Source organism: Pseudomonas sp. NPDC089530 (genome assembly GCF_050280705.1).
Classification (GTDB): Bacteria; Pseudomonadota; Gammaproteobacteria; order Pseudomonadales; family Pseudomonadaceae; genus Aquipseudomonas.
The window spans coordinates 76,260-96,678 of sequence record NZ_JBNNVU010000011.1; the positions used below are offsets into that span (position 1 = coordinate 76,260).

Annotated in this window: 19 protein-coding genes and 1 pseudogene; 3 read left to right on the forward strand and 17 right to left on the reverse strand. The window is 57.8% G+C overall.

The annotated features are described in order from the left end of the window. Positions 1-64 precede the first annotated feature (64 nt). The gene (kynB, locus tag ACQKQA_RS06960) at positions 65-706 is read right to left on the reverse strand and encodes an arylformamidase (protein ID WP_427554909.1); all 642 of its coding nucleotides are present in this window, start codon (positions 704-706) and stop codon (positions 65-67) included. 252 nt (positions 707-958) lie between these two features. Between kynB and ACQKQA_RS06965 the strand changes: the two genes are divergently transcribed. Continuing rightward, a complete protein-coding gene (locus ACQKQA_RS06965; protein ID WP_427554858.1) occupies positions 959-1,303 on the forward strand; it encodes a cupin domain-containing protein in 345 nt (114 codons plus the stop codon). Positions 1,304-1,518: 215 nt separating this feature from the next. On the opposite strand, the gene mmsB is transcribed toward ACQKQA_RS06965, so the two are convergent. Both mmsB and ACQKQA_RS06975 read right to left on the reverse strand, forming a co-directional pair. Next, positions 1,519-2,406 (reverse strand): 3-hydroxyisobutyrate dehydrogenase, encoded by an 888-nt coding sequence (gene mmsB, locus ACQKQA_RS06970; RefSeq protein WP_427554860.1) that lies wholly within the window; start codon positions 2,404-2,406, stop codon positions 1,519-1,521. Positions 2,407-2,416: 10 nt separating this feature from the next. After that, on the reverse strand, positions 2,417-3,943 hold the full coding sequence (locus ACQKQA_RS06975) for a CoA-acylating methylmalonate-semialdehyde dehydrogenase (protein WP_427554862.1): 1,527 nt from the start codon (positions 3,941-3,943) through the stop codon (positions 2,417-2,419). A 153-nt stretch (positions 3,944-4,096) separates the two neighbouring features. On the opposite strand from ACQKQA_RS06975, the gene ACQKQA_RS06980 reads away from it, so the two are divergent. Then, the gene (locus tag ACQKQA_RS06980; protein ID WP_427554864.1) at positions 4,097-5,044 is read left to right on the forward strand and encodes a LysR family transcriptional regulator; all 948 of its coding nucleotides are present in this window, start codon (positions 4,097-4,099) and stop codon (positions 5,042-5,044) included. 233 nt (positions 5,045-5,277) lie between these two features. Here ACQKQA_RS06980 and ACQKQA_RS06985 read toward each other — a convergent pair whose 3' ends face one another. The 11 genes from ACQKQA_RS06985 to ACQKQA_RS07035 form a co-directional block, all read right to left on the reverse strand. Further along, positions 5,278-6,207, reverse strand: coding sequence for an STM4504/CBY_0614 family protein (locus ACQKQA_RS06985; protein ID WP_427554866.1), 930 nt, complete (start codon positions 6,205-6,207; stop codon positions 5,278-5,280). 123 nt (positions 6,208-6,330) lie between these two features. Continuing rightward, positions 6,331-6,507, reverse strand: a complete 177-nt coding sequence (locus ACQKQA_RS06990; RefSeq protein ID WP_427554868.1) for a gp19.5 family protein — start codon at positions 6,505-6,507, stop codon at positions 6,331-6,333. A 210-nt stretch (positions 6,508-6,717) separates the two neighbouring features. Next, positions 6,718-7,314 (reverse strand): virion core protein, T7 gp14 family, encoded by a 597-nt coding sequence (locus tag ACQKQA_RS06995; protein WP_427554870.1) that lies wholly within the window; start codon positions 7,312-7,314, stop codon positions 6,718-6,720. 8 nt (positions 7,315-7,322) lie between these two features. After that, positions 7,323-7,766: a phage protein Gp13 family protein gene (locus tag ACQKQA_RS07000; protein ID WP_427554872.1), complete on the reverse strand. Its 444-nt coding sequence runs from the start codon at positions 7,764-7,766 to the stop codon at positions 7,323-7,325. Between the two features lie 82 nt (positions 7,767-7,848). After that, positions 7,849-11,964 (reverse strand): transglycosylase SLT domain-containing protein, encoded by a 4,116-nt coding sequence (locus ACQKQA_RS07005; protein WP_427554874.1) that lies wholly within the window; start codon positions 11,962-11,964, stop codon positions 7,849-7,851. Between the two features lie 175 nt (positions 11,965-12,139). Next, positions 12,140-12,688, reverse strand: coding sequence for a hypothetical protein (locus tag ACQKQA_RS07010; protein ID WP_427554876.1), 549 nt, complete (start codon positions 12,686-12,688; stop codon positions 12,140-12,142). Between the two features lie 404 nt (positions 12,689-13,092). Beyond that, a complete protein-coding gene (locus ACQKQA_RS07015) occupies positions 13,093-13,506 on the reverse strand; it encodes a hypothetical protein (protein ID WP_427554878.1) in 414 nt (137 codons plus the stop codon). A gap of 92 nt (positions 13,507-13,598) precedes the next feature. Continuing rightward, the gene (locus tag ACQKQA_RS07020; protein WP_427554880.1) at positions 13,599-13,928 is read right to left on the reverse strand and encodes a hypothetical protein; all 330 of its coding nucleotides are present in this window, start codon (positions 13,926-13,928) and stop codon (positions 13,599-13,601) included. 834 nt (positions 13,929-14,762) lie between these two features. Continuing rightward, positions 14,763-15,245 (reverse strand): hypothetical protein, encoded by a 483-nt coding sequence (locus ACQKQA_RS07025; protein WP_427554882.1) that lies wholly within the window; start codon positions 15,243-15,245, stop codon positions 14,763-14,765. Between the two features lie 194 nt (positions 15,246-15,439). After that, positions 15,440-16,210: a DUF2815 family protein gene (locus tag ACQKQA_RS07030; protein ID WP_427554884.1), complete on the reverse strand. Its 771-nt coding sequence runs from the start codon at positions 16,208-16,210 to the stop codon at positions 15,440-15,442. Between the two features lie 15 nt (positions 16,211-16,225). Beyond that, positions 16,226-17,587 (reverse strand): tyrosine-type recombinase/integrase, encoded by a 1,362-nt coding sequence (locus ACQKQA_RS07035; protein ID WP_427554886.1) that lies wholly within the window; start codon positions 17,585-17,587, stop codon positions 16,226-16,228. On the opposite strand from ACQKQA_RS07035, the pseudogene ACQKQA_RS07040 reads away from it, so the two are divergent. Beyond that, positions 17,580-17,765 (forward strand): annotated as a pseudogene (locus ACQKQA_RS07040) (LysR family transcriptional regulator); the annotation flags it as partial. The gene ACQKQA_RS07035 and the pseudogene ACQKQA_RS07040 overlap by 8 nt on opposite strands. On the opposite strand, the gene ACQKQA_RS07045 reads toward ACQKQA_RS07040, so the two are convergent. From ACQKQA_RS07045 to ACQKQA_RS07055, 3 genes are read right to left on the reverse strand one after another with little or no spacing between them, the layout of a single operon-like run. Further along, positions 17,765-18,268 (reverse strand): OmpA family protein, encoded by a 504-nt coding sequence (locus ACQKQA_RS07045; protein WP_427554888.1) that lies wholly within the window; start codon positions 18,266-18,268, stop codon positions 17,765-17,767. The pseudogene ACQKQA_RS07040 and the gene ACQKQA_RS07045 sit on opposite strands and share 1 nt — an antisense overlap. Positions 18,269-18,272: 4 nt before the next feature. Next, a complete protein-coding gene (locus ACQKQA_RS07050; RefSeq protein WP_427554890.1) occupies positions 18,273-19,541 on the reverse strand; it encodes a diguanylate cyclase domain-containing protein in 1,269 nt (422 codons plus the stop codon). Beyond that, positions 19,538-20,113, reverse strand: coding sequence for a YfiR family protein (locus ACQKQA_RS07055; protein ID WP_427554892.1), 576 nt, complete (start codon positions 20,111-20,113; stop codon positions 19,538-19,540). Before ACQKQA_RS07055 ends, ACQKQA_RS07050 begins: the two co-directional genes overlap by 4 nt. Positions 20,114-20,419: the final 306 nt, after the last annotated feature.

A 20,419-nucleotide genomic window follows, 5' to 3' on the forward strand; every position in this document is an offset into this window, starting at 1 on the left:
TGGAGGGCGCATGGGGGTCGAAGCTTCGTTGTTGTAGAAACCGTTGTAAAAACCGTTGTGAAAATTATCGCGGCAAAGGCCGCAGGATCGCACGCACCGGGCTCGCATCCAGATGGGCGAAGCGCAGGGGCAGCGCGATCAGTTCGTAGTCGCCCGCGGGCACCTCGTCGAGCACTATGCCTTCCAGAATCGCCAGGCCATGGCGGGCCACGGCGTTATGGGCATCCATGGTTTTCGACTGCTGCGGGTCGAGGGACGGGGTATCGATGCCGATCAGGCGTACGCCGTGGCTGGCCAGCAGCTCGACGGTTTCCTTGGCCACGGCGCTGAAGTCCGGGTCCCAGGTGCTCAACGGTGCCTGTCGGTAGGTACGCAGCAGCACCCGTTCGGGCAGGTTGTCCAGGTGGCCCTCCAGGTGCCGGGGCAATACCAGCGGGCCGCAGCCCAGGCAATGCACGACCCGGCACGGGCCGAGGTAGACGTCCAGCGGCACCTCGCCGATCGGCGCGCCATCAGCGCTGTAATGCAGCGGCGCGTCGACATGGGCGCCGGTGTGCGGCGACAGGGTGATGCGCCCGACATTCACCGGGCATTCGGGTCCGTACTGCCAGACCCGCTCTTCCTGGAACGGCGTGTCGCCAGGCCAGGTCGGGGTCGCAGTACTCAGGGGCGGGCTGATATCCCACCAGCTTGGGGTTGTGTTCATCGCGTTGCTCTCGGCCACTTCGACCTGAATCATACGAGCGATGCCCGTGAAGATTCTTGCGAAATACTCCGGTAAGCGTGGAATCTTTCGCATGAAATGCAAGGAAAGTTCTGATTAGCGCTTGGAAATTTCAATGCCATTTCACCGGCGAACACTGCGTTTCTGGACACCCCGATGTCGAGTACAGACAACCAAGCGGATGCCGGGCGCTATAGGGTGCGACTTCAGTTCGCCCTACTGCCTGGAGCCATCATGACTCGTCCGATTACCGTCCTCCGCGATACCCACCCGCTGCCCGTGCTCGACGCCTGCAAATGGGAAAAACTCGAAGGCGACCCGCACACCGTCAACCTCAACGCCTACACCAGCGAAGACGGCAGCAAGATCATGGGCACCTGGATCTGCACGCCCGGCAAATGGCGGGTGGACTACGTGAAATGGGAGTACTGCCATTTCCAGGAAGGCTACTGCGTGATCACCCCGGACGGCATGGCGCCGATCCACCTGCGCGCCGGTGACATCTTTGTGGTCGAGCCGGGGATGAAAGGCACCTGGGAAGTGGTCGAGACCGTGCGCAAATACTTCGTTTTCGCCTGATCGGCCGGGTACACCGCGGACCTGTAGGAGCGAAGCTTGCTCGCGATGGCGATATCTCAGACACACCGCCTCGCGGGCAAGCCTCGCTCCTACAGTTTTTTCTACGCCAGACATAAAAAACCGGGAGCCCACCCGACATGGGTCCCGGAAACGTGCAGCGTTCACAGCTATTGGCCCGGCCTGCGACCGCTGAAGGTCGCAGGCCGGGGTCGTTCCTAGTTCGGCTTGCGGTAGCTGTTGACGATGGCCGAGAAGTCCAGGCCCCCTTCCCCACGCAGGCTCATGGCCTGGTACAGCTGCTGCGCCACGGCGCCCAGCACCACCGGCTGATGCGCCTGGCGCGCAGCTTCGGTGGCCAGCCCCAGGTCCTTGAGCATCAGCTCGGCGCCGAAGCCGCCGGTGTAGCCGCGCGCGGCCGGCGCGGTTTCGATCACCCCGGGCCAGGGGTTGTAGGTATCGGAGCTCCAGCAGCGCCCGGTGGAGCTGTTGATGATGCCCGCCAGCACCTGGGTGTCGATCCCCAGGGCATTGCCCAGGGCCATGGCCTCGCTGACGCCGATCATCGAAATGCCCAGCAGCAGGTTGTTGCAGATCTTGGCGATCTGCCCGGTCCCCACTTCACCGCAGTGCACGATATTGCGCCCCATCTGCGCCAGGACCGGCTGCAGGGTGGCGAACAGTTCGGCGCTGGCCCCGACCATGAAGGTCAGGGTGCCCGCCGCCGCGCCGCCGGTGCCGCCGGAGACCGGCGCATCGGCCATGGCCACGCCTTGCTTGGCGGCGGCCGCCGCCACATCGCGGGCGGTCTGCGGATCGATGGTGCTGCAATCCACCGCCGGCGTACCACGGGCAATCCCCGCCAGCACGCCGTCGTCGCCCAGCCAGACGCTGCGCACATGGGCGGCGGCCGGCAGCATGGTGATCACCAGTTCGCTGCCTTCGGCGGCGGCGCGAGGCGAGGCGCTGATGCTGCCCCCCAGCCCGGCCAGTTCCTTGAGCACGGCCTGGTTCAGGTCGAACAGGTTCAGCTGATGCCCGGCCTTGAGCAGGTTGCGCGCCATGGGCGCGCCCATGTTGCCGAGGCCGATGAATGCGATTTTCATGAGCGACTCCTCAACGCAAATGGATGGTGGTGTTCACGCCATCGTTGACGCTGTCGTCGTCGAACCAGCGGCTGGTGACGGTCTTGGTCTGAGTGTAGAACTGCACCACTTGCTTGCCGTAAGGGCCCAGGTCGCCCAGCTTGGAACCGCGGGAACCGGTGAAGCTGAAAAACGGTACCGGCACCGGAATCGGGATATTGATCCCGACCTGGCCGACATCGATCTCGGCCTGGAACTTGCGGGCCGCCGCGCCGCTCTGGGTGAACAGGCCGGTACCGTTGCCGAAGGGGTTGCTGTTGACCAGGGCGATGGCCTGGTCGAGGGTGTCCACTTCCAGCACCACCAGCACCGGACCGAAGATTTCCTGGGTGTAGATCTGCATGTCGGTGGTCACCCCGGAGAATAGGGTCGGACCGACGAAGTTGCCTTGCTCGAAGCCCGGCACCTTAATGTCGCGGCCATCCAGCTCCAGCTTGGCGCCTTCCTTGATGCCGCTTTCGATCAGGCTCAGCACGCGCTCCTTGGCCCGCTTGGAAATCAGCGGCCCGACGTCGGTGCCCGGCTCGCTGCCGGCATTCACCTTGAGCTTCTGCGCCAAGGCCTTGAGGTCCGGCAGCCACTGTTTCGCCGCGCCCACCAGGACCACTACCGAAGTGGCCATGCAACGCTGGCCGGCCGCGCCGAAACCGGCACCGACCAGGGCATTGAGCGCCTGTTCGCGGTTAGCGTCGGGCAGCACCACGGCGTGGTTCTTCGCCCCCATCATCGACTGCACGCGTTTGCCGTGCTTGCCTGCCAGGTCATAGACATGGGTGCCGACCGCGGTGGAGCCGACGAACGACACCGCCTTGATGTGCTGATGAGTGCACAGCTTGTCCACCACGTCCTTGCCGCCATGGACCACGTTGAGCACGCCAGGCGGAACCCCGGCTTCCAGCGCCAGCTCCACCAGCAGCATCGTCGACAGCGGGTCCTGCTCCGAAGGCTTGAGCACGAAGGTGTTGCCGCAGGCGATGGCCATCGGGAACATCCACAGCGGAATCATCGCCGGGAAGTTGAACGGGGTGATCCCGGCGCAGACGCCGATCGGCTGGCGCAGGGTGTAGGTATCGACACCGCCGGCGACGTTCTCGGCGAACTCGCCCATCTGCAGGCTGCCGATCGAGCAGGCATGCTCGACCACTTCCAGGCCACGGAAGATGTCGCCTTCGGCATCGGCGATGGTCTTGCCCTGTTCGGCGCTGAGGACCAGGGCGATGCGCTTGGAGTGCTCGCGGATCAACGCCTGGAGCTTGAGCATGATGCGCATCCGCGCGCCGATCGGGGTCAGTTTCCAGGTCTGGAAGGCCCGCTGCGCGGCTTCGATGGCGGCGTCGACTTCATCCGCCGTGGCGAATGGCACCTTGGCCAGCACCTGCTGGGTGGCCGGGTTGGTGATGTCGTGCCATTCGCGGGTCTTGGACTCGACCCACTGGCCGTCGATCAACAGCTTGACCTGCTGCAGGGTGGTGCCGTCGGGATTGAGGGATGCGTTCATACGGGTCTCCTGACTTCTTGAGGTTCTTATGCAGGGAGCCAAGGCGTGGGACCGCCTTGAAACGAGGCGTGCGTCGCGAGTTGGTTGTCGGACTGTTTTTGGAGTATAGATGTGCAAACTTCTAATAAGAACGCACATAAAATCCGGTCCATCATGCAAAAAAACATCACCTCCCTCGGTTCGCTGAACTGGGACGACCTGAAGTTTTTCCTCGAAGTCGCCCGCACCCGCAAGGCCAGCAGCGCCGCCAAGCGCCTGGCGGTGGACTACACCACGGTGTCGCGGCGCATCGGTTCGCTGGAGGTCGCGCTGGGCACCCTGCTGTTCGAAAAGTCCCGGACCAACGGCTTCGTGCTGACCGCCGAAGGCCAGCGGCTGCTGGGTTATGCCGAGTCGATCGAAAGCACCCTGCACATGGCCTGTGAACAGGTCTCGGGCTCGGGCGTGGCGCTCTCGGGCCATGTGCGCATGGGCTGCACCGAAGGCTTCGGCAGCTTTTTCATCACCCCGCAGCTGAGCCATTTCGTCGACGCCTACCCGGCGATCTCGGTGGACATCCTGCCGCTGCCGCACTTCATCAGCCTGTCCAAGCGCGAAGCCGACATCGTCATCGCCCTGGAGCGCCCGGAGCACGGCCCCTACGTCTGCTGCAAACTGTGCGACTACCGCCTGCAGCTCTACGCCACCCAGGAATACCTCGACCAGCACCCACCGATCCGCCGCCCGGCGGACCTGGGCGCGCATCAATTCATCAGCTACGTGGACGACCTGGCGTTCAGTTCCGAGCTGCTGTACCTGGCCAATGTACTGCCCGGCGCCAGCGCCAACCTGCGCAGCACCAGCGTGATCGCCCAGTACGTGGCGGCGCAGCAAGGCCGCTCGCTGGCGATCCTGCCGTGCTTCCTGGCGGCCCAGGACCCGAACCTGCTGCCCGTGCTGCCGGGGGACATCAGCATTACCCGGCAATTCTGGATGTACTGCCGCGAGGACCTGCGCAAACTCAAGCGGATCACCCTGCTCTGGGACTACATACGCAGCGTGACCGAACAGAATCAGGGCCTGCTGATGGGGCAGACCCGGGCGATGGTGTTCGCCGACTGATGGATCTTCAAGGAATCAGGTGGCCGCATCGTAATGAGGTCGACAAGCCTTTTCCAACGATTTGTCTCAGTGATTGATACGTGACTTGTAACATCTGAGAGCGCCTGGAAGCGCGCACATAGGCACGCGATGAGGACCCACGCAGGCTCGATAAGGCTCACGCAAGGGTACCCACGGGGGATGCGCGGACACACCCGGATTGAGGTGGTCATCCAGATTTTTCTGTCAGATTCTCAAGGAGCCGATCTGCGTTTTGCCTCAAGACCTGCAAGCATGACTATCGCGGAAGCCGTTAAGTGCAATCCATAGGCGACAATCTCTGGCTCAACAGTCCTAACCGCCTCCCCTTGCCCGTGCCCCCCGTTCTTGTTCCGCAACGTAGGTATGCCGCTGTTGAGTACGTTGACCAAAGATTGGAGTTGGGATTCGTTGTACGCGGGCATCAGCTCAGCATCCCTGCACGCCAAGATCAACTTCGAAGCGGTATCACCAGCACCATAGGTTTTTTCGTTGGCTATCAGAATGACCTTCATTGTGCTTTCAAAGGCCTTTAGCGCATCGACCAACGCCTCTTCGTGGTTGCCATGGCGATAATGCTCGTATGCACCGAAGAACTCATCGCGGGCGCCTTCGAATCCTTCAGCATTTAGGAACCCAATGGCAGGCTTCACGATTTCCGAATGAAGAAGCTGTGAGTCCATGCGAACAATTCTTCCATCGATGAACTCATACCCTAACCCTGCTTCTTTAAACCTTTCATTCAATTCTGCTAAACATTCGTCAACACGTTCATTAGGGGTCGAGCGCTTTATGTAGGTTGAAGATCGCGCCACGCTATCACCAAGTCCAAAACATAGCTCGATGGCATCGAGGCACCTTTCCACATCTCGCTCTTCGATTAGAAAGTTATGAAGCTCCGAGTACGGTTCATTGTGATGAACCTTGGTTATGGATTGCTGGCCGTACTCCTTCCTCAATACCTTCACAATGTCCGTGTACGCGCGCTTTGCTTGGTGGTAACTGAAGTATTCATTAAGATCGCCTAAAAGCTCTTCAATCATGAAGGACAACTGCACTCGAAATGTGCCGGGAAAGCTGTCATACGAATAGACGTCACTCACCTCACCCCGTAACCGCTGTTGACGTTTAGAGTACAGGTCCATTACTGCCATTCAATTCACCCAAGTCGGTAAGGATCAAAGTGGCATCATAGACCTGCACGAGGAAAGTTGCAGGTTCCATGCCCTTTTGCTTTCCTGAAACCCTCAGCACATTTCACAGCCAGGTCACCCGTCACAGCCACCAAGTAGAACGCAGACGACATTCCCAAAGCCTTCGACCAAAGGACCACCTTGAGCAACTCCAAGACTGACAAGGAGTAGACCAAGAAATCGGTAGGTGACACGGTGGGTAGCCAGAGTGCGGATTACAGCAACACAGGTATTCACACACCGTGTACTCATCGCATAGCCCTCCTTGAGCTGTAGGGTTTAGGTGGTGGGTGATAACCACCATCAAACAGGGCCTAAAGGCTTCTGTGGGTCCTATCAGCGATGAGTAACTTTAAGTCCCCCTTCCCTATATAGTGAGTGCTTTTGGAGGCCTTATAAACCGGCCCTTTCAGAGGTGGTCATTTTGAAAAAGTAGGGAACCTAAAAGGTCCCCTTAGAGATTTACCGTGTGCCTCCGTTTTGAACGCTCACGCTACTCCCTCCCGCAGGAGTCTTTGAAGTGCCCTTACCGAACTTACCGCCTCCTGCTGCGTAGCCCTGTACGCCCGCAGACACGATGTTCAGAGCGTTAGCGATGTTGTTCACCTTGTACCTGTTACCACCTTGACCCCGGACAGCAGACTTGGAGTTCTCAGAGGACCCCACCCGGTTTGCGAAGATGGCTTGATAGTCGCGGGTATAGTTGTCGGTGATGTTCATCTTCTCGGCGGACGCATCGTTGGCTACCGAGTTCTTGAGGCGGTCCATTGAGTTACCGGACATACCGGATTCGCCAATGGCCGTGTTGATGGTCCCTTGATTGCGCAGGGCCTGAAGGTTCACTTCTGCGAGCTGTCGGCGTGCTTCGTCTTGCTTGTCCACCGTGGCGAGCTTCTGGTCGTTCTCGGCCCAGTTTGCTTGCTTAACGATTTCGTTCTGCTGCTTGCGCTCGTTGTCAGTCATCTGGCCCTTGGCCTTGGCCCCATCGTGTGCGCCCAATGCAGCACTGGTAGCGGCGATTACAGCAAAAGTTGCAACACCTCCTGTTGGATCACACATAAAACCTCCTACAACCAAAACTGTTTGAAAGGGAAACCTGCAGGGCTCATCACATGACCCGTTTGGAATGTTGCTCCAAGCGCTTCCAGAAGCCTGACATGAGCGTGATTATTGACAGAGACAAAGTTAGTCAAGGCTATGTCGTTGGAGCTTTCACTTTTGATAGTTACCAGATGGCTCTTAAGCATTCTGTAAAATCGAAACCGCTCAGCTTTCGATAGTTCATTAACTACATTGGTCGTAACAAACCAAATACCTCCCTGAGCGTGCCCACCCACAGCCAGTACGCGGTTCCCCTGCTTGATTACATGAGTAGTCTCGTCCAGGGCTTTAGGAAAAACATCAACCGGATTTCGGCCTGCCAGCATAGCGTTAAAGTCTGAGAGGTCGTTCGGGGAAAGGTTGTTCGAAGCGCTTATAAGGTCAGCAAGAGTTGCTTTGGTTTTTTGCATATTGAGAGGACTCCGTTCAAATGAGTGAAAGCAGGACCCAGGGCGGAATCCTGCTTGTAGTGGGTGTTTTTAATGAGGTGATTTAGCGAATCTCTACGCCCTGCCCTTCCATCATCATGAGCAGTAGCTTTTGACTCACAGGGTCATTCGGAACGAGCCCACGAAGGCCGTTAAAGACGCCTGTCATGTACTCCTGATCCGCACGGCGTGAATCCGTACCAGCAGCTCCAAAAGCGTTGTAACCCACCTGCCCGGCGCTCGCGAGAACCCCATAGGCCGGGACCTGTTCGGCAACACGTCCGAGAACTGCAATGGTCCGGTCGTCCTTCGTAGCGCTGTACTTCATGGCACCTTGGGGACGTTGCTCTTTAGGACCCCTTGGGAGAATCGAGGAGCGGACCATTGCGGCCTGATCGAATCCCAGAGGCGCCGCTACGATGTTCACCAAGCCCAGCGGGGCGCCGATGTGGGAACTGCGCGACACAGCGGCATAGGCCAACATGTTGGGATCAAGCGATTGCTGTAAGAACTTCTCGCGCTGGTCCTTGGGCATCCCTGCCGCTTGGCTGTACTTCATTGCGATGTAGCCAGAGACGGCCAGACCAGTCGAAAGGACCGCCTGCATGGTCTGGTCGATTGCTCGACCGTTCTTAGTGGCATCGTGAAAACCCCGAATGAGCCTGGAGTTAACGGAGCGCATCGTGAAGTTCTTGAACTGCATAGCCATCTTCACACCGGCCCCGTAAGCCTCTGTGTCAGCGGAAGACAACTTATGGGGACGGAGAATGGTCTCGTCTGCAATCTTGTCGCCCATACGCCACAGGTCCATCGTCCTCGGGTCACGCTGGAAGGCTGCCCGGTCGGTGACCTTGTAGGACCCATCCGGCTGTTTCTTCACGTAGGTCCTGATGAGGTCCTGCACACCCTCAAACTGCTCAGGGGTGATAGACATCGACTTCAGGCGCTCAGGATCGAAGAGCTTGGACGAACGACCGTCTACAACATGGTTCACAAAGTCCGAGAGGACTCCTTGACGGCCCGCATCTGCGATGTAGTTAGACGACTCTGTGAGGAACTTGGTGAAAGGAGAACGAGCAGCAGCCCAGCCAGTAGCAGCCTTAACGGTCCCCACAACCTGGGCGAGCATCGGGTTGGTTCCTGCTTGATCCCGAAGACGGTCGATGATGTCCTGGCGGGTTGGCCGAATGTGGTTGTCCAGCTCCCTCCCAAATACCATCGAGTGCATATCTGCGAGGTCGTCCGCCTTGACCTTCGAGCCCCAGGTAGCCATGTCCTTCAGGATCGGAACACCCTTCAAGAGCATCCGTGTGTGCCCCTTAGTCACCATACCGGCAACCTCAGTAATGCTTTGCACACCCATGTAAGCGTTCTTCGCAAAGAAGCTCATATCCGTAAGGGCCCGCGAAGCTGTAGCTAAGGCACCTTCGGGGTCTCGACGCGCTCGGCCTGTAAGGATCTTCACGGACTCCTCAAGAGCCTTACGCTCAGTCGCTGCTGCGGTCTTCACCCGGCTGATGTCATACAGGAGTTCCGCGGTGGTTCTTCCAGTGGCCCCCATGATTCCGATGTCACCGTTAACACGGCGGTCATAGCTTGGAGTGATGCGGGAGAGGTCGAACTCACGAAGGTCATTCACTGCGAACTGCGAGCCGTCCGAAAGGGGAATCGCCATGTCCGAATCGAACAGGTGACGCCCTTCAAGGAAGTTGTTGGACGCCAGCCCCATAGAGCCCGGAATGCTCCCCTGATCGCCCAGGGCCAGGAGGTTCGAGGAATCGAAGTCATCAGACTTTGCGATACCGAAAGCCTTACGCTCGGCATAGTCCTCGACCAGTTCATTCAAGATGTCTTCACGGAGCTTCACGGCATCCACTGGAGCTGTTGGAGCTGCTGGCTTCTTCCCCGCGACAGGCTTAGGCATCCGGGCTTGTACCGCTTCGTCCACAGCGTCCTTAAGGAACGCATCGACCCGTGCCTTGACGTGAGGTCGTGCCGCATAGCTGGCAAGCCAGGACTCCTTAATGGCCTCTTGAAGCCCATCCTGACCACCGAACTTTTGCAGGTGCAGGTTCTTAGAGGCGGTCGAGTAGATGTTTGGAATGTAGGAACCAGCGTGGCGGGTCTCAGGGAGAACTGGGCGAGCCTTACGATTGCCGAACTGAGCAGGTGTGGCGAGATAGTCGCCCTTAGTGTCGTAGTGACTCCTAACGGTTTCCATCAGCTGACGTTCGCCTGCTGTGAGCTGGGTCAGCTTGTTGCCCGATACCTCCTCAATAGCCTCAGCGACTCGACGGAAAGCACGCTCGATATGAGCCTGCCGACCACCGTCCGACATGACATAGCTGGGGTCTTTGATGGCCTCCAAGACCTCCTCAGACATCTTGTTGTAGGTCACATGGTCCTGCCCCTGGATACGCTCGATGATGTCCGAGGCCGTAGCCCCAAACTTCCCATTGGAGCCGCTGAGGGTCCCTGTAGGGGATCGAAACAACTGGCTGCCAATTGCCAGGACTTCAGAGCTTTCGGAGCGGTTCAGCGTGTAGCCAATCTCGGTAAAGCCGCCCATCGACACGCCCATGGCTGCACGATCGGGCATTACCTCAGCGGCCTCAGCCAGTAGCTTCGGGTTGAGAGGATTACTTGCAGACAAGATAGAGCCATCCTGTAGCCGGACAGCGCCCGGTTCGTTGGGATGGTCTACATAGGTCACGTCGAGGGCCTCCTTGGGCTCCTCTCCGGCTTTCCAGGGGAAACGTGAAGGATCTTCCACGCCCAACTGACGGGCCGTCTCTCGGGCCTCCAGGCGGATGCTCGGGCCAGCAAAATCGTTAGCGTCGAACTCCATATCGGGATGCAGTTCTATGCGTTCATTCGGCAAGGCAGACTCGCCGTGTCGCGCAAGGATCGCCTCAAGGTCACCATCTGCCATCTCGGCGCGAGGAACAGCTTTTGGAGCAGCCTGGAGGGCCCTATCGAACAGAGCTGTAGCACCTGCACCAAACAGGGCACCACCAACCAGAGCGGTCCCATAGTGGCCCTCTATGCCCGTCATGTTTTCACGTAGACCCTCAGAGGCCACAGCAGCACCGCCTGAGTACATTGCACCTTGGGCAACTCGGGAGATGAGGCGGGACCCGGTAGCGCCTGGGAGGGGCGTATAGGTCAGAGGGTCGAGGCCTGCGCCTGCGAATCCACCAACAATCTGTGCGCCCGTCCCTGCCCCGTTGATTGTCCGCTCGTAGGCCATGTTCTCCTTCGCCATGGCGATGGCATTCGGAAGGTTTGCCCGTTTGCCCTTGGCGTAGTCCTGCACGAAGCTGAAATACTGAGGGTCCACGCCTTCCTTACGGATCATGTCGTAGTCCTCAGCGGTCCACTGGGAGTTATCAGTAGGGTTCACCCAGTCCAGCGGGTCATGGTCCTCCTGAGTGGCATAGCGGAAGATCGAAGCGAGCGGGGATGTAGCCACAGAGGCCTTTGAGGCTTCGCCAGTGCCCTCGAAGAAACCCTTTTCAGGTTTCCCCATGTAGCCCTGCTGTGTCTGTGGGGCCGTACCGCCATCGAGGTTCATGTTTCCCAGTTGAGGCAGCCCCTCACCCACTCGAACCTTTGAGGCTGCCGTCACGCCCTGAGTGGCTTCCTCAAAGGTGACGGCCTGGGCCTTTGGGTTGATGCCAGGATTGGTCACCTCCTGGGCATCGAACCACTGGCGGGATGGCGAGTCGCCGGATACGTCCAGCAGCTTGCGCATGTAGTTCTGGCCTTCGGGGCTGATCTTGCTGAAGTCGCCAGAGTCCAAAGCGGCCAGCTGTGGGGCCCCTAAACGACCCTGGCCCTGGTTGTATGCAAGAGCGGCTTTCAAGAGGTCACCCTTGTAGGCACTGGAAAGGTCTTTGAGGTGTCGGGCGACCGCTGGGATAGCCTTTGCGGGGTCCTTGCGATCCTCTGGGGACATCAGGCCGTAAGCCTTTCCGGTTAGCTCTGTGAACTGTCCGAGGCCGAGAGGGCCTGTAGAGGATTCAGAGGTGGGGTTGAAACTGGACTCGTTGTAAATCAGCTTGTGCATGAAGTCGTAAGGGACACCGTTGCGGTCAGCTTCCTGTCGAATCATGCTGTCGTAAGGCGTTCCTTTGGCCTTCACGGATGCGTATTCATTACCTGCGTTACCAGTGGTCATATGAGTGCTTGTCCTTTTATCTGACTTTCCGCCAACTTCCACTAACCTGCTCAAGCGCCCACACTCAAGGCTCCGGCACGGTTCGGAAAGTCAGGCAGAAATAAGTTTGAATAATGTTTTCACTTTCAGGCAGTCGGGCCTGAACGTTATGCCTACTAAGTAATCGACGCTGTTTTTACAAGTACCCTCGTTGCTGCCTTTCAAAACGGGCAGCCTTTCGGGAGAGCCTCGCGACTTCTGCTTCTCTTGGTGTTAACTTTCGTGGTGTTCGTCCTTTGTTGAGCGACTTAAGAGCAATTTGCCGCGCCTCTTTGTCACTCTCAGTAATTCGACGCAATATCTCGACTGACTTTGTACGCCCCAGCTCGGCCATTTTTTCGGCGACCAGCAAAGTAACCTCTGGCATTTCAAGCACCGCTTCGAAAGCGTCATAAACAAGATCTTTGAATTCAGGGGAGACCCAGCCGGCGTATTCAATTGTTGCTCGCTTGGTCGCCATAACTTGGTGGCCGGAGTTACCAAGATTTCGCACATCCAAATTTTGGCTTTGGGCTAAGCGTTCTTTCTCTTTCCCCCTCCAGCGCCCCGGCTGCTTCCCCTTGGGCAACTTCAAAACCTGCCACACTTCGGTCAGACTCCACATGCCTGACTCATTAGCTTTGAAAAACTGGCCTTGAATAACAATCAAGTGGCCTGCGTGCTTATGCACGATATCGATACTCATAGTTTTGTGATTTCCTTTTGGCTGAACTTCTTGGCCGACCTCCTGACAGCCTCACAGCACCCCACATGGGTTACTCTCAGGTTCCAAGAAGTTCAGCCAAAAGAAGCTGTGATAAAGAGATGAGCCCCATGGTAGGCGGTCGGACCTACATGGCGTCGTTATTGGATATGATTGCTAAATTAGTAAGTGGAGAAACCTTTGCATGGCCCCTCCACCGTACAGTAGAAATTTACAGGTTTGATAGCCTGCCAAAATAAACGACGTGTAGCCTTGGCCTTATTCCGCGACAAAGAGAACTTGAGAAGCAACGCAACCTGACTGATCTTTAGTGCATTGCCTCATAATCTTAATGGTCGGCAAACCGCCTCGGCGACCTACTTAGACGCATTAGTTGCAGAAAAGATTTAATCTGCCTCGAATTCTGCATCCGATGGTGTTTCTACCTCATCCTCTGGGAATACCATTTCGGGCTCTTTAAACGGACCAAACTTAGGATACACATCTCCCCAGTGAGCGACTATACATGCCGCCGCACACCCCCCCAAATCGGTAGAGAAATGCGCATGATTGCTCCAGCTCAAAAAGTCCTCTGACGTATGCGCTCTTGCCCACGTCCGAGCTATCTCGACAGCATCGCTCAAGAAGCTAATATCGTGCCCCCCGCAAGTCGAATACTCATCGAACACCGCAACCCCAAGTTCATCACCTGCTGTTAATGCAGCCTCACCAGCTACGCGCATCAATTCAATGCCCAATAACTGTGCCTGCAAGTCCGCTACGTGTTTCTGCATTAACTTGCGTTGCGTATGGATACTCATGAATAAATCCTCATTTGTGAAATAGAAGAATGAATTAGAAGGACCGTGAGGTCTCTTCCCTGTTAGTGAGGGGTTTTAAAATCTGCCCACCGTCAGGCCTTGCGAATTGCTTCAACAAGCGCCGCTCGGTCGCCTGAGTGTCTTGCTCGCAGGATAATTCCCAACGCGGCATCACGGGTTAGCTGCGTAAGTTTTTGCGGCCTCTTGAAGATGTCCTCGTAGATCATCTCTTGAGCAACGACGGCGCCCCCAATCATCTGCCAAGTGGTCAAACCCTCAGCACTTTCTACGCTTTCGAACAGACCCAACTCAACGAACTCGTTCAGGGCATCAGTGAGGCTGGTCCTGAGATCAACATGGCGCCTCTTGGGCGTCGCCTTGGAGATTGTGAGGCTGTCGATAATAAAGTGTGGAGCGGCCATGGAGTATTCCTTTGGGTAGCGTTAAGCCCTTCAAGGTATACGATCCTTGCTCACACATGTTATTGCTATTTGGGTAATTTGCTTTTTAGACCGCCAGCGCTGTGAGTGTTTGCTGTTTCACCCGATACGAATCGCTATGAATCTCGGTTCTTCATCAGCTCGTGATACCGCGTACTTCACTTCGCTGTTCGATGGCTCACGTGTAAGGGCGCGAATGATGGTTTCAACATTCTCTGCATCTGCACCTTCGGCGTCTTGAGGGATTTCGAGAGTTTCTGTTCGGGTCGCACCGCCGTATGTCCAAGACCGTTTAGCCACCCATTTCCAAGACCCTGTACCCTCGTAGGCGCTATAGTCGCTGCTATATTCTGCCGTTATGTAAATCGCTGGGTCCGAGGTTCCGGGGAAGCTTCCGATTAATGCCAAAGCCGGGTCCATGGTCGCAGTGTGCTGAATGCTGCTATGTATTGTCATTGCTGATAAGCTCCTTGTACGTGAGCAGTACTCACTCACTTAATGGCGAAACCTTACGACCATCAGACGCCCATGTCAACGAGTAATGCTCACCCACCTTATGACTCAGACCGTCATATCATGTATGCAGCTTTGCAAGATGCCCTGTGGTGGGAATCGTGGTCGCAAAACCGTTCCCAACTGATGAGAACTCAACGAGGAAATCTTGAAGTTCTTCTCTCAGGAGGGAAGTTGTTATCACGACCGGCATCCCTTCACAGAGCAAACCCAAAGATCGCCATGAAGCAATCTTTCCTCTCCGGGTCTTGACCTTTCCTGGCTTGCTGGTTCTAAAAGGTCTTCACTTATTACTCCCTGCGTTTATTCGAACATCAACCGAGTCCTGATTGCTGGGTGTCGATCCAAGTAGAAGGCGATTCCATGCGCGGCGTGTCTCGCTGCCTTGGCAATGGTCTGCGCAGTTCGAATGGACATATCGGCTGTCTTCACTGCTCCAGTCGAAACAGCCGCAAGATGCAACGCAGCAAGCACGCAACCCGGCTTCACATTCAGCCTGCCTTTACTCGCGCCAGCCGCCGTTGCTACCGCCCCATAAACAATGTCATCAACCCACTGAGGTCGATCAAATGACAACAAGGGCATCACGGACGCTACTGGGTTGGGCGTATTGAGTTCAGGCCGACCACGCTGGGGTCCAGTGGGTTGCTTCTCTTGAGGCTTCTGTTCGTCCGTTCGTTGGCTAAAACGGAAAACCCTCTCGGCGTCTTCGGCAATCCAGGGATCGGTTCGTCGTCGGTCGGCCCAACGCTGGAAACTGCTTCGAGCAGTGAAGTAGTCGTGCATAGTGTGATTCCCTCATCAAAAATCAGTCGGACGTGATGTCCTTCCGGCTTCAGTGAGGGTTTTTGCTGGGAGCGCTGAGGTGCCACCAAGGGCTGCTGAATGCCCCCCCTATGCATGGGGTGCCTGGAAGGCGAGCGTGGTACCTGGGAGATTCTGCGAGACCTACAAGATTCTTATAGGGCATGCCTGAAGGATTAAATTACGGGAAACATCGCTTCCTTGCTCTTCTTCTGGGACATGCGAGTGCTTGAGGATGGCTGCCGTCGATCTATGGATACCTCCCGAACACTGTCAGGGACGAACCTCGGCAAAGTTTTGACCATGGCAGCTCTCCTGAACTCTGCTGTTTCATAGCCGCCCTCAACGACCTCATTGCCCCACCCATCCTCAGAATCATCACGGCTGAACTCGACCAGCTTAATCAGCATCACCGAATCCAATTGCAGCATGACGGATGCGCCCCCGACCATGGAAAACCCGTAAGGGAACAGGGAGAGCTTCACTTTCAGCTCAGAGCCGCCCGCAATAGCCGGAACGTTCTCCATACGCTTGCCCTTGGCGTCTACGACCTTCAAAGGCAGCGCTATGGACTCTTGGGTTTTCTTGTCCAGGTACGAGGCGTAACCCTTGATTTTGAAGGTGACAGTGCCGTCGTCATTCTCGAAGAACGGCATGTCACCCTCGTAGGGTTCCAGAAGTTTCTTACCGCGTTGCAGTTTCTTTTCCAGCTCAGGGCGGTCTTTCTCGAACTGCTTGCACAGTTTCGAGTAGTTCGCTTCGTGGGCCTTAACGATCGTATCGACCAGCGGTTGGGCTTCAGCCGAGGGAATAGTTAAGTTGACCTTGTATTCACCGCGAGGATTACCAAAGCCCTTTTCGGGATTGCCGTAATCGGGTTTTTGGATCGCGCAGTACGGCTCAGCGATGCCACGAGGTGTGAAGTAGAAGTCTTTTTTGATAGCCATATGTCAGCGGCGTTCTCAGCGGTTTTCGGGACTCCCATCAAACAAGCCGCAAAGCATCTCTGCAATGGTCTCCACAGGCACCCCTGATCCGTAAACATCAAAAGTAATCGTACCCGATGCATGTCCCATCACAGCCTGAGCGTGAGTCGTAGGGACTCCTTTGGCTTGCATCAAGGACGCCAACGAATGGCGCAATGAATGGAACACCAAGCCGGGGCCAAAGGACTCCCCGAGAGCCGCTGGGATAGCTTGCTGATTCGCCCAATCACCAGCGGTCTTGTAACCAATCTGAGCCAACGATTCCGACTTACTGATCTTGCACGCCTCAACGTACCTTAGGAATGCTGCGAGATCGAACCCATAGGCACCGTCAGTCAACGGCACCAGGCGCTCACTGCGCTTGTTCTTGATTGACTTCCCTTCGCCCTGCTCGTTGATGTGAATAGCCGTAATGCCTGAAGCAAGGGTCTGTACATCACTTACCGTTAGCTGTGAGATTTCATTGAGACGCCCGCCAGTGATGGCCCCGAGGCTCAACAACCAACGCTTCCATGAGGTCTCAGGCAACGTATTGGAGTAAGTCACCAGCTTGCCTACCTGATCCTGTGTGAACGCCTTACGGCGCGACTCAAGGCCCTTTGTGAGCTTCAGCTTCTTGTCGTATGACTTGGATATGTGACCGTTATCAACTGCCCATGCAAGGACTGCTGAAAGCTTGACGAGGAGCTTGTTGACCGTTGAGGGCATGCGGCTTTCTGAAAGACGATCACGCAGAGCCACGAGGTCAGCCCTTGAGTGAGTCCGCATGTCCAGCTCTCCGAGAGCCGTAGAGATTGTCCCGTGGCAAATCTTGGTCTCCTTCAGCGTTGAGGTCTTTTGGTCTTGCCCACGGTCGGCCAAGTAGAGCCCCGAGAGAATCTCAAAGGTCATCGCAGGCGCCAATACAGATAGAGACACAGGGGAGTTCTCGCCGGGCTTCAGGGGGTTGGTTAATCCTCCCGTAGGACCAGAGTCGCTATCGTGCAAGCCTCCCCAAACCTGCGTAACGTCGCCATCACGCCCCGACTCAAACAGCTCCACCGAGACCCTACGGAAATGCTCCTTCAGTTTGCTCCATGAAGCCTCTGGGTTCTCCAGATGGAAGGCTCTGACGAAGCCTGAAAGCTGCTCTGAGGCGTCCAGTGCGTCCCGCCTATTGCTGGTCTTGAGGGAAACCGCAGCAGCCTCAGTCGTGCTACCTGTCGTCCTGAGACGCATGTAGTAAATACCATTGCGTCTGTAGTGATACGGCTTGGCGAGCCTTGTGGTCGGCCTCAAGGGAAAAGCGAGGTTTGTAACGGTGCTTGTAACAGCAGGTTGAACTTCAAGGAGACTCATAGCGGTTAGACCCCGTAATCATTGGGTTAACCTGATTTCCTTGAAGTTCTGGATGTACTGCCGCGAGGACCTGCGCAAGCTCAAGCGCATCACCCTGCTGTGGGATTAAATACGCAGCGTGACCGAACAGAATCCGGGCCTGCTAATGGAGCAGACCCGGGCGATGCTGTTCGCCGATCAGTCGGCGATCACCACGATCGAGACGCGGCGGTTTTCGGTGCGCCCGGTCGCGGTGTTGTTGGGGGCCACCGGCTCGCTGCTGCCGAGGCCACGCAGTTGGATATTTTCTTCGCGCATGCCCGTGGCTACCAGCACCTTGCTCACGCTTTTCGCCCGACGCAAGGACAGTTGCTGGTTATACGCTTCCTTGCCGGAGGCATCGGTGTGGCCGTCGACCCGGACCTTGTCGATGTGCACGCTGACCAGGGCCTTGCCGATACGCTCGACAATCTCGGTACTGGCGGCATTCAGCGTCTCGATATCGCTGCCGAACAGCACCTTGCCGGACAGGCCGAAGGCCCAGCCCTCATCCGTCAGTTCGAACCCCTCCTGCTTGAGCACCGCCACTTGCTCCGGGCTCAGCCCCTTGGGCGGCACGCTCTGGCAGCCGGTCAATGAAAACAGCGCCAGCAACAGGGCGGCGGTAAAAAATCGCAGGACAGGACGAGTCGACGAAAACAAAGGATTAGCTCCTGGATTGAATATGAACGACGGGAGGATCCTCCCCCGCGGTGTGTTGCCCGCCTCGAGCGACACGCTTGGCCTGATACATCGCCGCGTCGGCGGCGTTGAGCAGCGCGCCCGGGGTGGTGCCATGATCAGGGTAGACGGCAATGCCGATACTGAGCGACGTCAGCACCGAAGCGCTGCCCGGCAGCGCGATCGGCGCCTCCATGCTGGCGATGATCTTCTCGGCGATACGCTCGGCGTCTTCGATCCGGTGCAGCGGGGTCAGCAGAATGGCGAACTCGTCGCCCCCCAGACGCGCCACCAGGTCTTCCTCGCGCAATTGCGCGCGGACCCTGGAGGCCACCGCCATCAGCACCGCATCGCCGGCGGCATGGCCGAAGTTGTCGTTGATGCCCTTGAAGCGGTCGCTGTCGAGAAACAGCACGGCCACCCGCTCGTTGAGTTTGCTGGCGCTGCGCAGCGCGCGGATCAGCCGCCCCTCGAAAAACGCCCGGTTCGGCAATCCGGTCAGGCTGTCGTGGTTGGCCTGGTGGGCCAGGGTTTCGTTTTCACTCTGCAGGTGGCTCTGCCAGGCTTCCAGCTCATCGAGCAGGGCATTGAAGTCGTTGCCCAGGTTGTCCAGTTCGGCAATCTCCGCCGGCGGCACCCGTACGTCGAACGCCCGCTCGCGGCGTGCGGCATGGGCCACGTCGGCCAGGCTGCGCAGCGGCCCGGTAATGCCGCGCAACTGGCGGCGCGCCAGATACAACGCTACCCAGGCGCTCACGGCGATACACAGGACAATCCCCACCAGGCCGCTGAGCAAAAAGCGCAGCAGGCTGCCGCCGTGGCCGGTCAGGGCGATGCTGCCGATTTCCCGGCCCTGGTGCAGGATCGGCACCGTGATGGGTTTCTCGAGAAAGGCTCGGGCGATCTGCATTTCCAGGTCGGTCAGCAGACCGGTTTCCGGGCGCTCCCAGCGGGCCAGCACCCGGCCCTTGGCGTCGAGGACCTGGGCATCGGCCACCTCTTCGGTGGACGCAATCAGGGCCAGGGCCTCAGTCGCCGCCGCGCTGTCGTTGAACACCACCGCCGCCTCGACGGTGTAGTTGATCGAACGGGCGATCAGGTGCAGGTTGTGGTCGGCATAGACCCGCAGCGCCAGTACCCCGAGAAAGGTCAGGGACAGGCTGGCCATGGAGATGGCCAACAGCGCGACGATCAGGTTTCCGCGACCAATGACCGAACGCAACGTAGGACGGGCGGGAGATTTGAAGAAGCTCATGGTGCCGCCGGTCGACGACGGGAGAGTTGCAGCACGCTCGGATGGATGCGCACGCCACTGCGGGCCACCGAATCCAGATTGACCTCGAACGACACCTGGTTATCGCTGACGCGCAGGCAGAACAGGCTGCCCACGGTGCACTGGTCGCCCCCTTCGCTGATGCTCAGCACCGGATGACCGATCAGGGAATTGAACAGGCGGGCACGCTGGTCGTCAGTCAGCTTGCCGATATACACCGCATCGCACTCATTGACGATGCCCGGATGGTCGGCCAGCAAGCGCTGCACCAGGACCGGGCGCCCGGTAGCCTGGGTCGTGCCCTTGACCAGATCGTCGGTGTACTCGGTCGGCCCGACCACGCACAAACGCAGTTGGGCCGGCTCCACCGGCCAGCGCGCGTAGCTGAGAATGCCCAGTACCACCTGAGTTACCGCCTTGGCCCGCTGCTCGGCCAGGCTGGTGGCAGGCTCGGGCTCCGCGACGGCGAAAGTGCTCAGCAGACAGACCAGGGCGGACAGCAGTACCTGCCTCCAGCCCGAAAAGCGCTCTGTCGCCGAGACAGCCACGTTCATGCAGGGATTCTCTTTGATCTTCATACAATGATGCCGCAACGATAGCACAGCCGGAGAAACCGCCGCGAGGCTCCCGGCCATGGAGAACAGGCGATTGGGGTAGTAAAAAATGAAGGGCCGATTTGAGCCTTCCTGTTCTTCATCGCCGGCATTGTCCACGCAAGATCGGCCCCCGCATGAGCCGCCGGCATCGCCCTGGGCGAGACCAGCTCCGTGCAGGTTCGACTCGAAGCGCATTTATTGTTATGACGCCATGGCGCCCGCTCCGGCCGAGTGCCGCAGAGGGGGCCATGCATAGCCCGAAAC

What these genes read in the sequence shown, in the direction of transcription:
- ACQKQA_RS07005 (WP_427554874.1), bottom strand. Translation starts at nt 11,964, where the DNA reads ATGACCACTGGTAACGCAGGTAATGAATACGCATCCGTGAAGGCCAAA.
- ACQKQA_RS06965 (WP_427554858.1), top strand. Translation starts at nt 959, where the DNA reads ATGACTCGTCCGATTACCGTCCTCCGCGATACCCACCCGCTGCCCGTG.
- ACQKQA_RS06985 (WP_427554866.1), bottom strand. Translation starts at nt 6,207, where the DNA reads ATGGACCTGTACTCTAAACGTCAACAGCGGTTACGGGGTGAGGTGAGT.
- kynB (WP_427554909.1), bottom strand. Translation starts at nt 706, where the DNA reads ATGAACACAACCCCAAGCTGGTGGGATATCAGCCCGCCCCTGAGTACT.
- ACQKQA_RS07025 (WP_427554882.1), bottom strand. Translation starts at nt 15,245, where the DNA reads ATGCACGACTACTTCACTGCTCGAAGCAGTTTCCAGCGTTGGGCCGAC.
- ACQKQA_RS06980 (WP_427554864.1), top strand. Translation starts at nt 4,097, where the DNA reads ATGCAAAAAAACATCACCTCCCTCGGTTCGCTGAACTGGGACGACCTG.
- ACQKQA_RS07055 (WP_427554892.1), bottom strand. Translation starts at nt 20,113, where the DNA reads ATGAACGTGGCTGTCTCGGCGACAGAGCGCTTTTCGGGCTGGAGGCAG.
- ACQKQA_RS07020 (WP_427554880.1), bottom strand. Translation starts at nt 13,928, where the DNA reads ATGGCCGCTCCACACTTTATTATCGACAGCCTCACAATCTCCAAGGCG.
- ACQKQA_RS07000 (WP_427554872.1), bottom strand. Translation starts at nt 7,766, where the DNA reads ATGCAAAAAACCAAAGCAACTCTTGCTGACCTTATAAGCGCTTCGAAC.
- ACQKQA_RS06995 (WP_427554870.1), bottom strand. Translation starts at nt 7,314, where the DNA reads ATGTGTGATCCAACAGGAGGTGTTGCAACTTTTGCTGTAATCGCCGCT.
- mmsB (WP_427554860.1), bottom strand. Translation starts at nt 2,406, where the DNA reads ATGAAAATCGCATTCATCGGCCTCGGCAACATGGGCGCGCCCATGGCG.
- ACQKQA_RS06975 (WP_427554862.1), bottom strand. Translation starts at nt 3,943, where the DNA reads ATGAACGCATCCCTCAATCCCGACGGCACCACCCTGCAGCAGGTCAAG.
- ACQKQA_RS07015 (WP_427554878.1), bottom strand. Translation starts at nt 13,506, where the DNA reads ATGAGTATCCATACGCAACGCAAGTTAATGCAGAAACACGTAGCGGAC.
- ACQKQA_RS07030 (WP_427554884.1), bottom strand. Translation starts at nt 16,210, where the DNA reads ATGGCTATCAAAAAAGACTTCTACTTCACACCTCGTGGCATCGCTGAG.
- ACQKQA_RS07010 (WP_427554876.1), bottom strand. Translation starts at nt 12,688, where the DNA reads ATGAGTATCGATATCGTGCATAAGCACGCAGGCCACTTGATTGTTATT.
- ACQKQA_RS07035 (WP_427554886.1), bottom strand. Translation starts at nt 17,587, where the DNA reads ATGAGTCTCCTTGAAGTTCAACCTGCTGTTACAAGCACCGTTACAAAC.
- ACQKQA_RS07050 (WP_427554890.1), bottom strand. Translation starts at nt 19,541, where the DNA reads ATGAGCTTCTTCAAATCTCCCGCCCGTCCTACGTTGCGTTCGGTCATT.
- ACQKQA_RS06990 (WP_427554868.1), bottom strand. Translation starts at nt 6,507, where the DNA reads ATGAGTACACGGTGTGTGAATACCTGTGTTGCTGTAATCCGCACTCTG.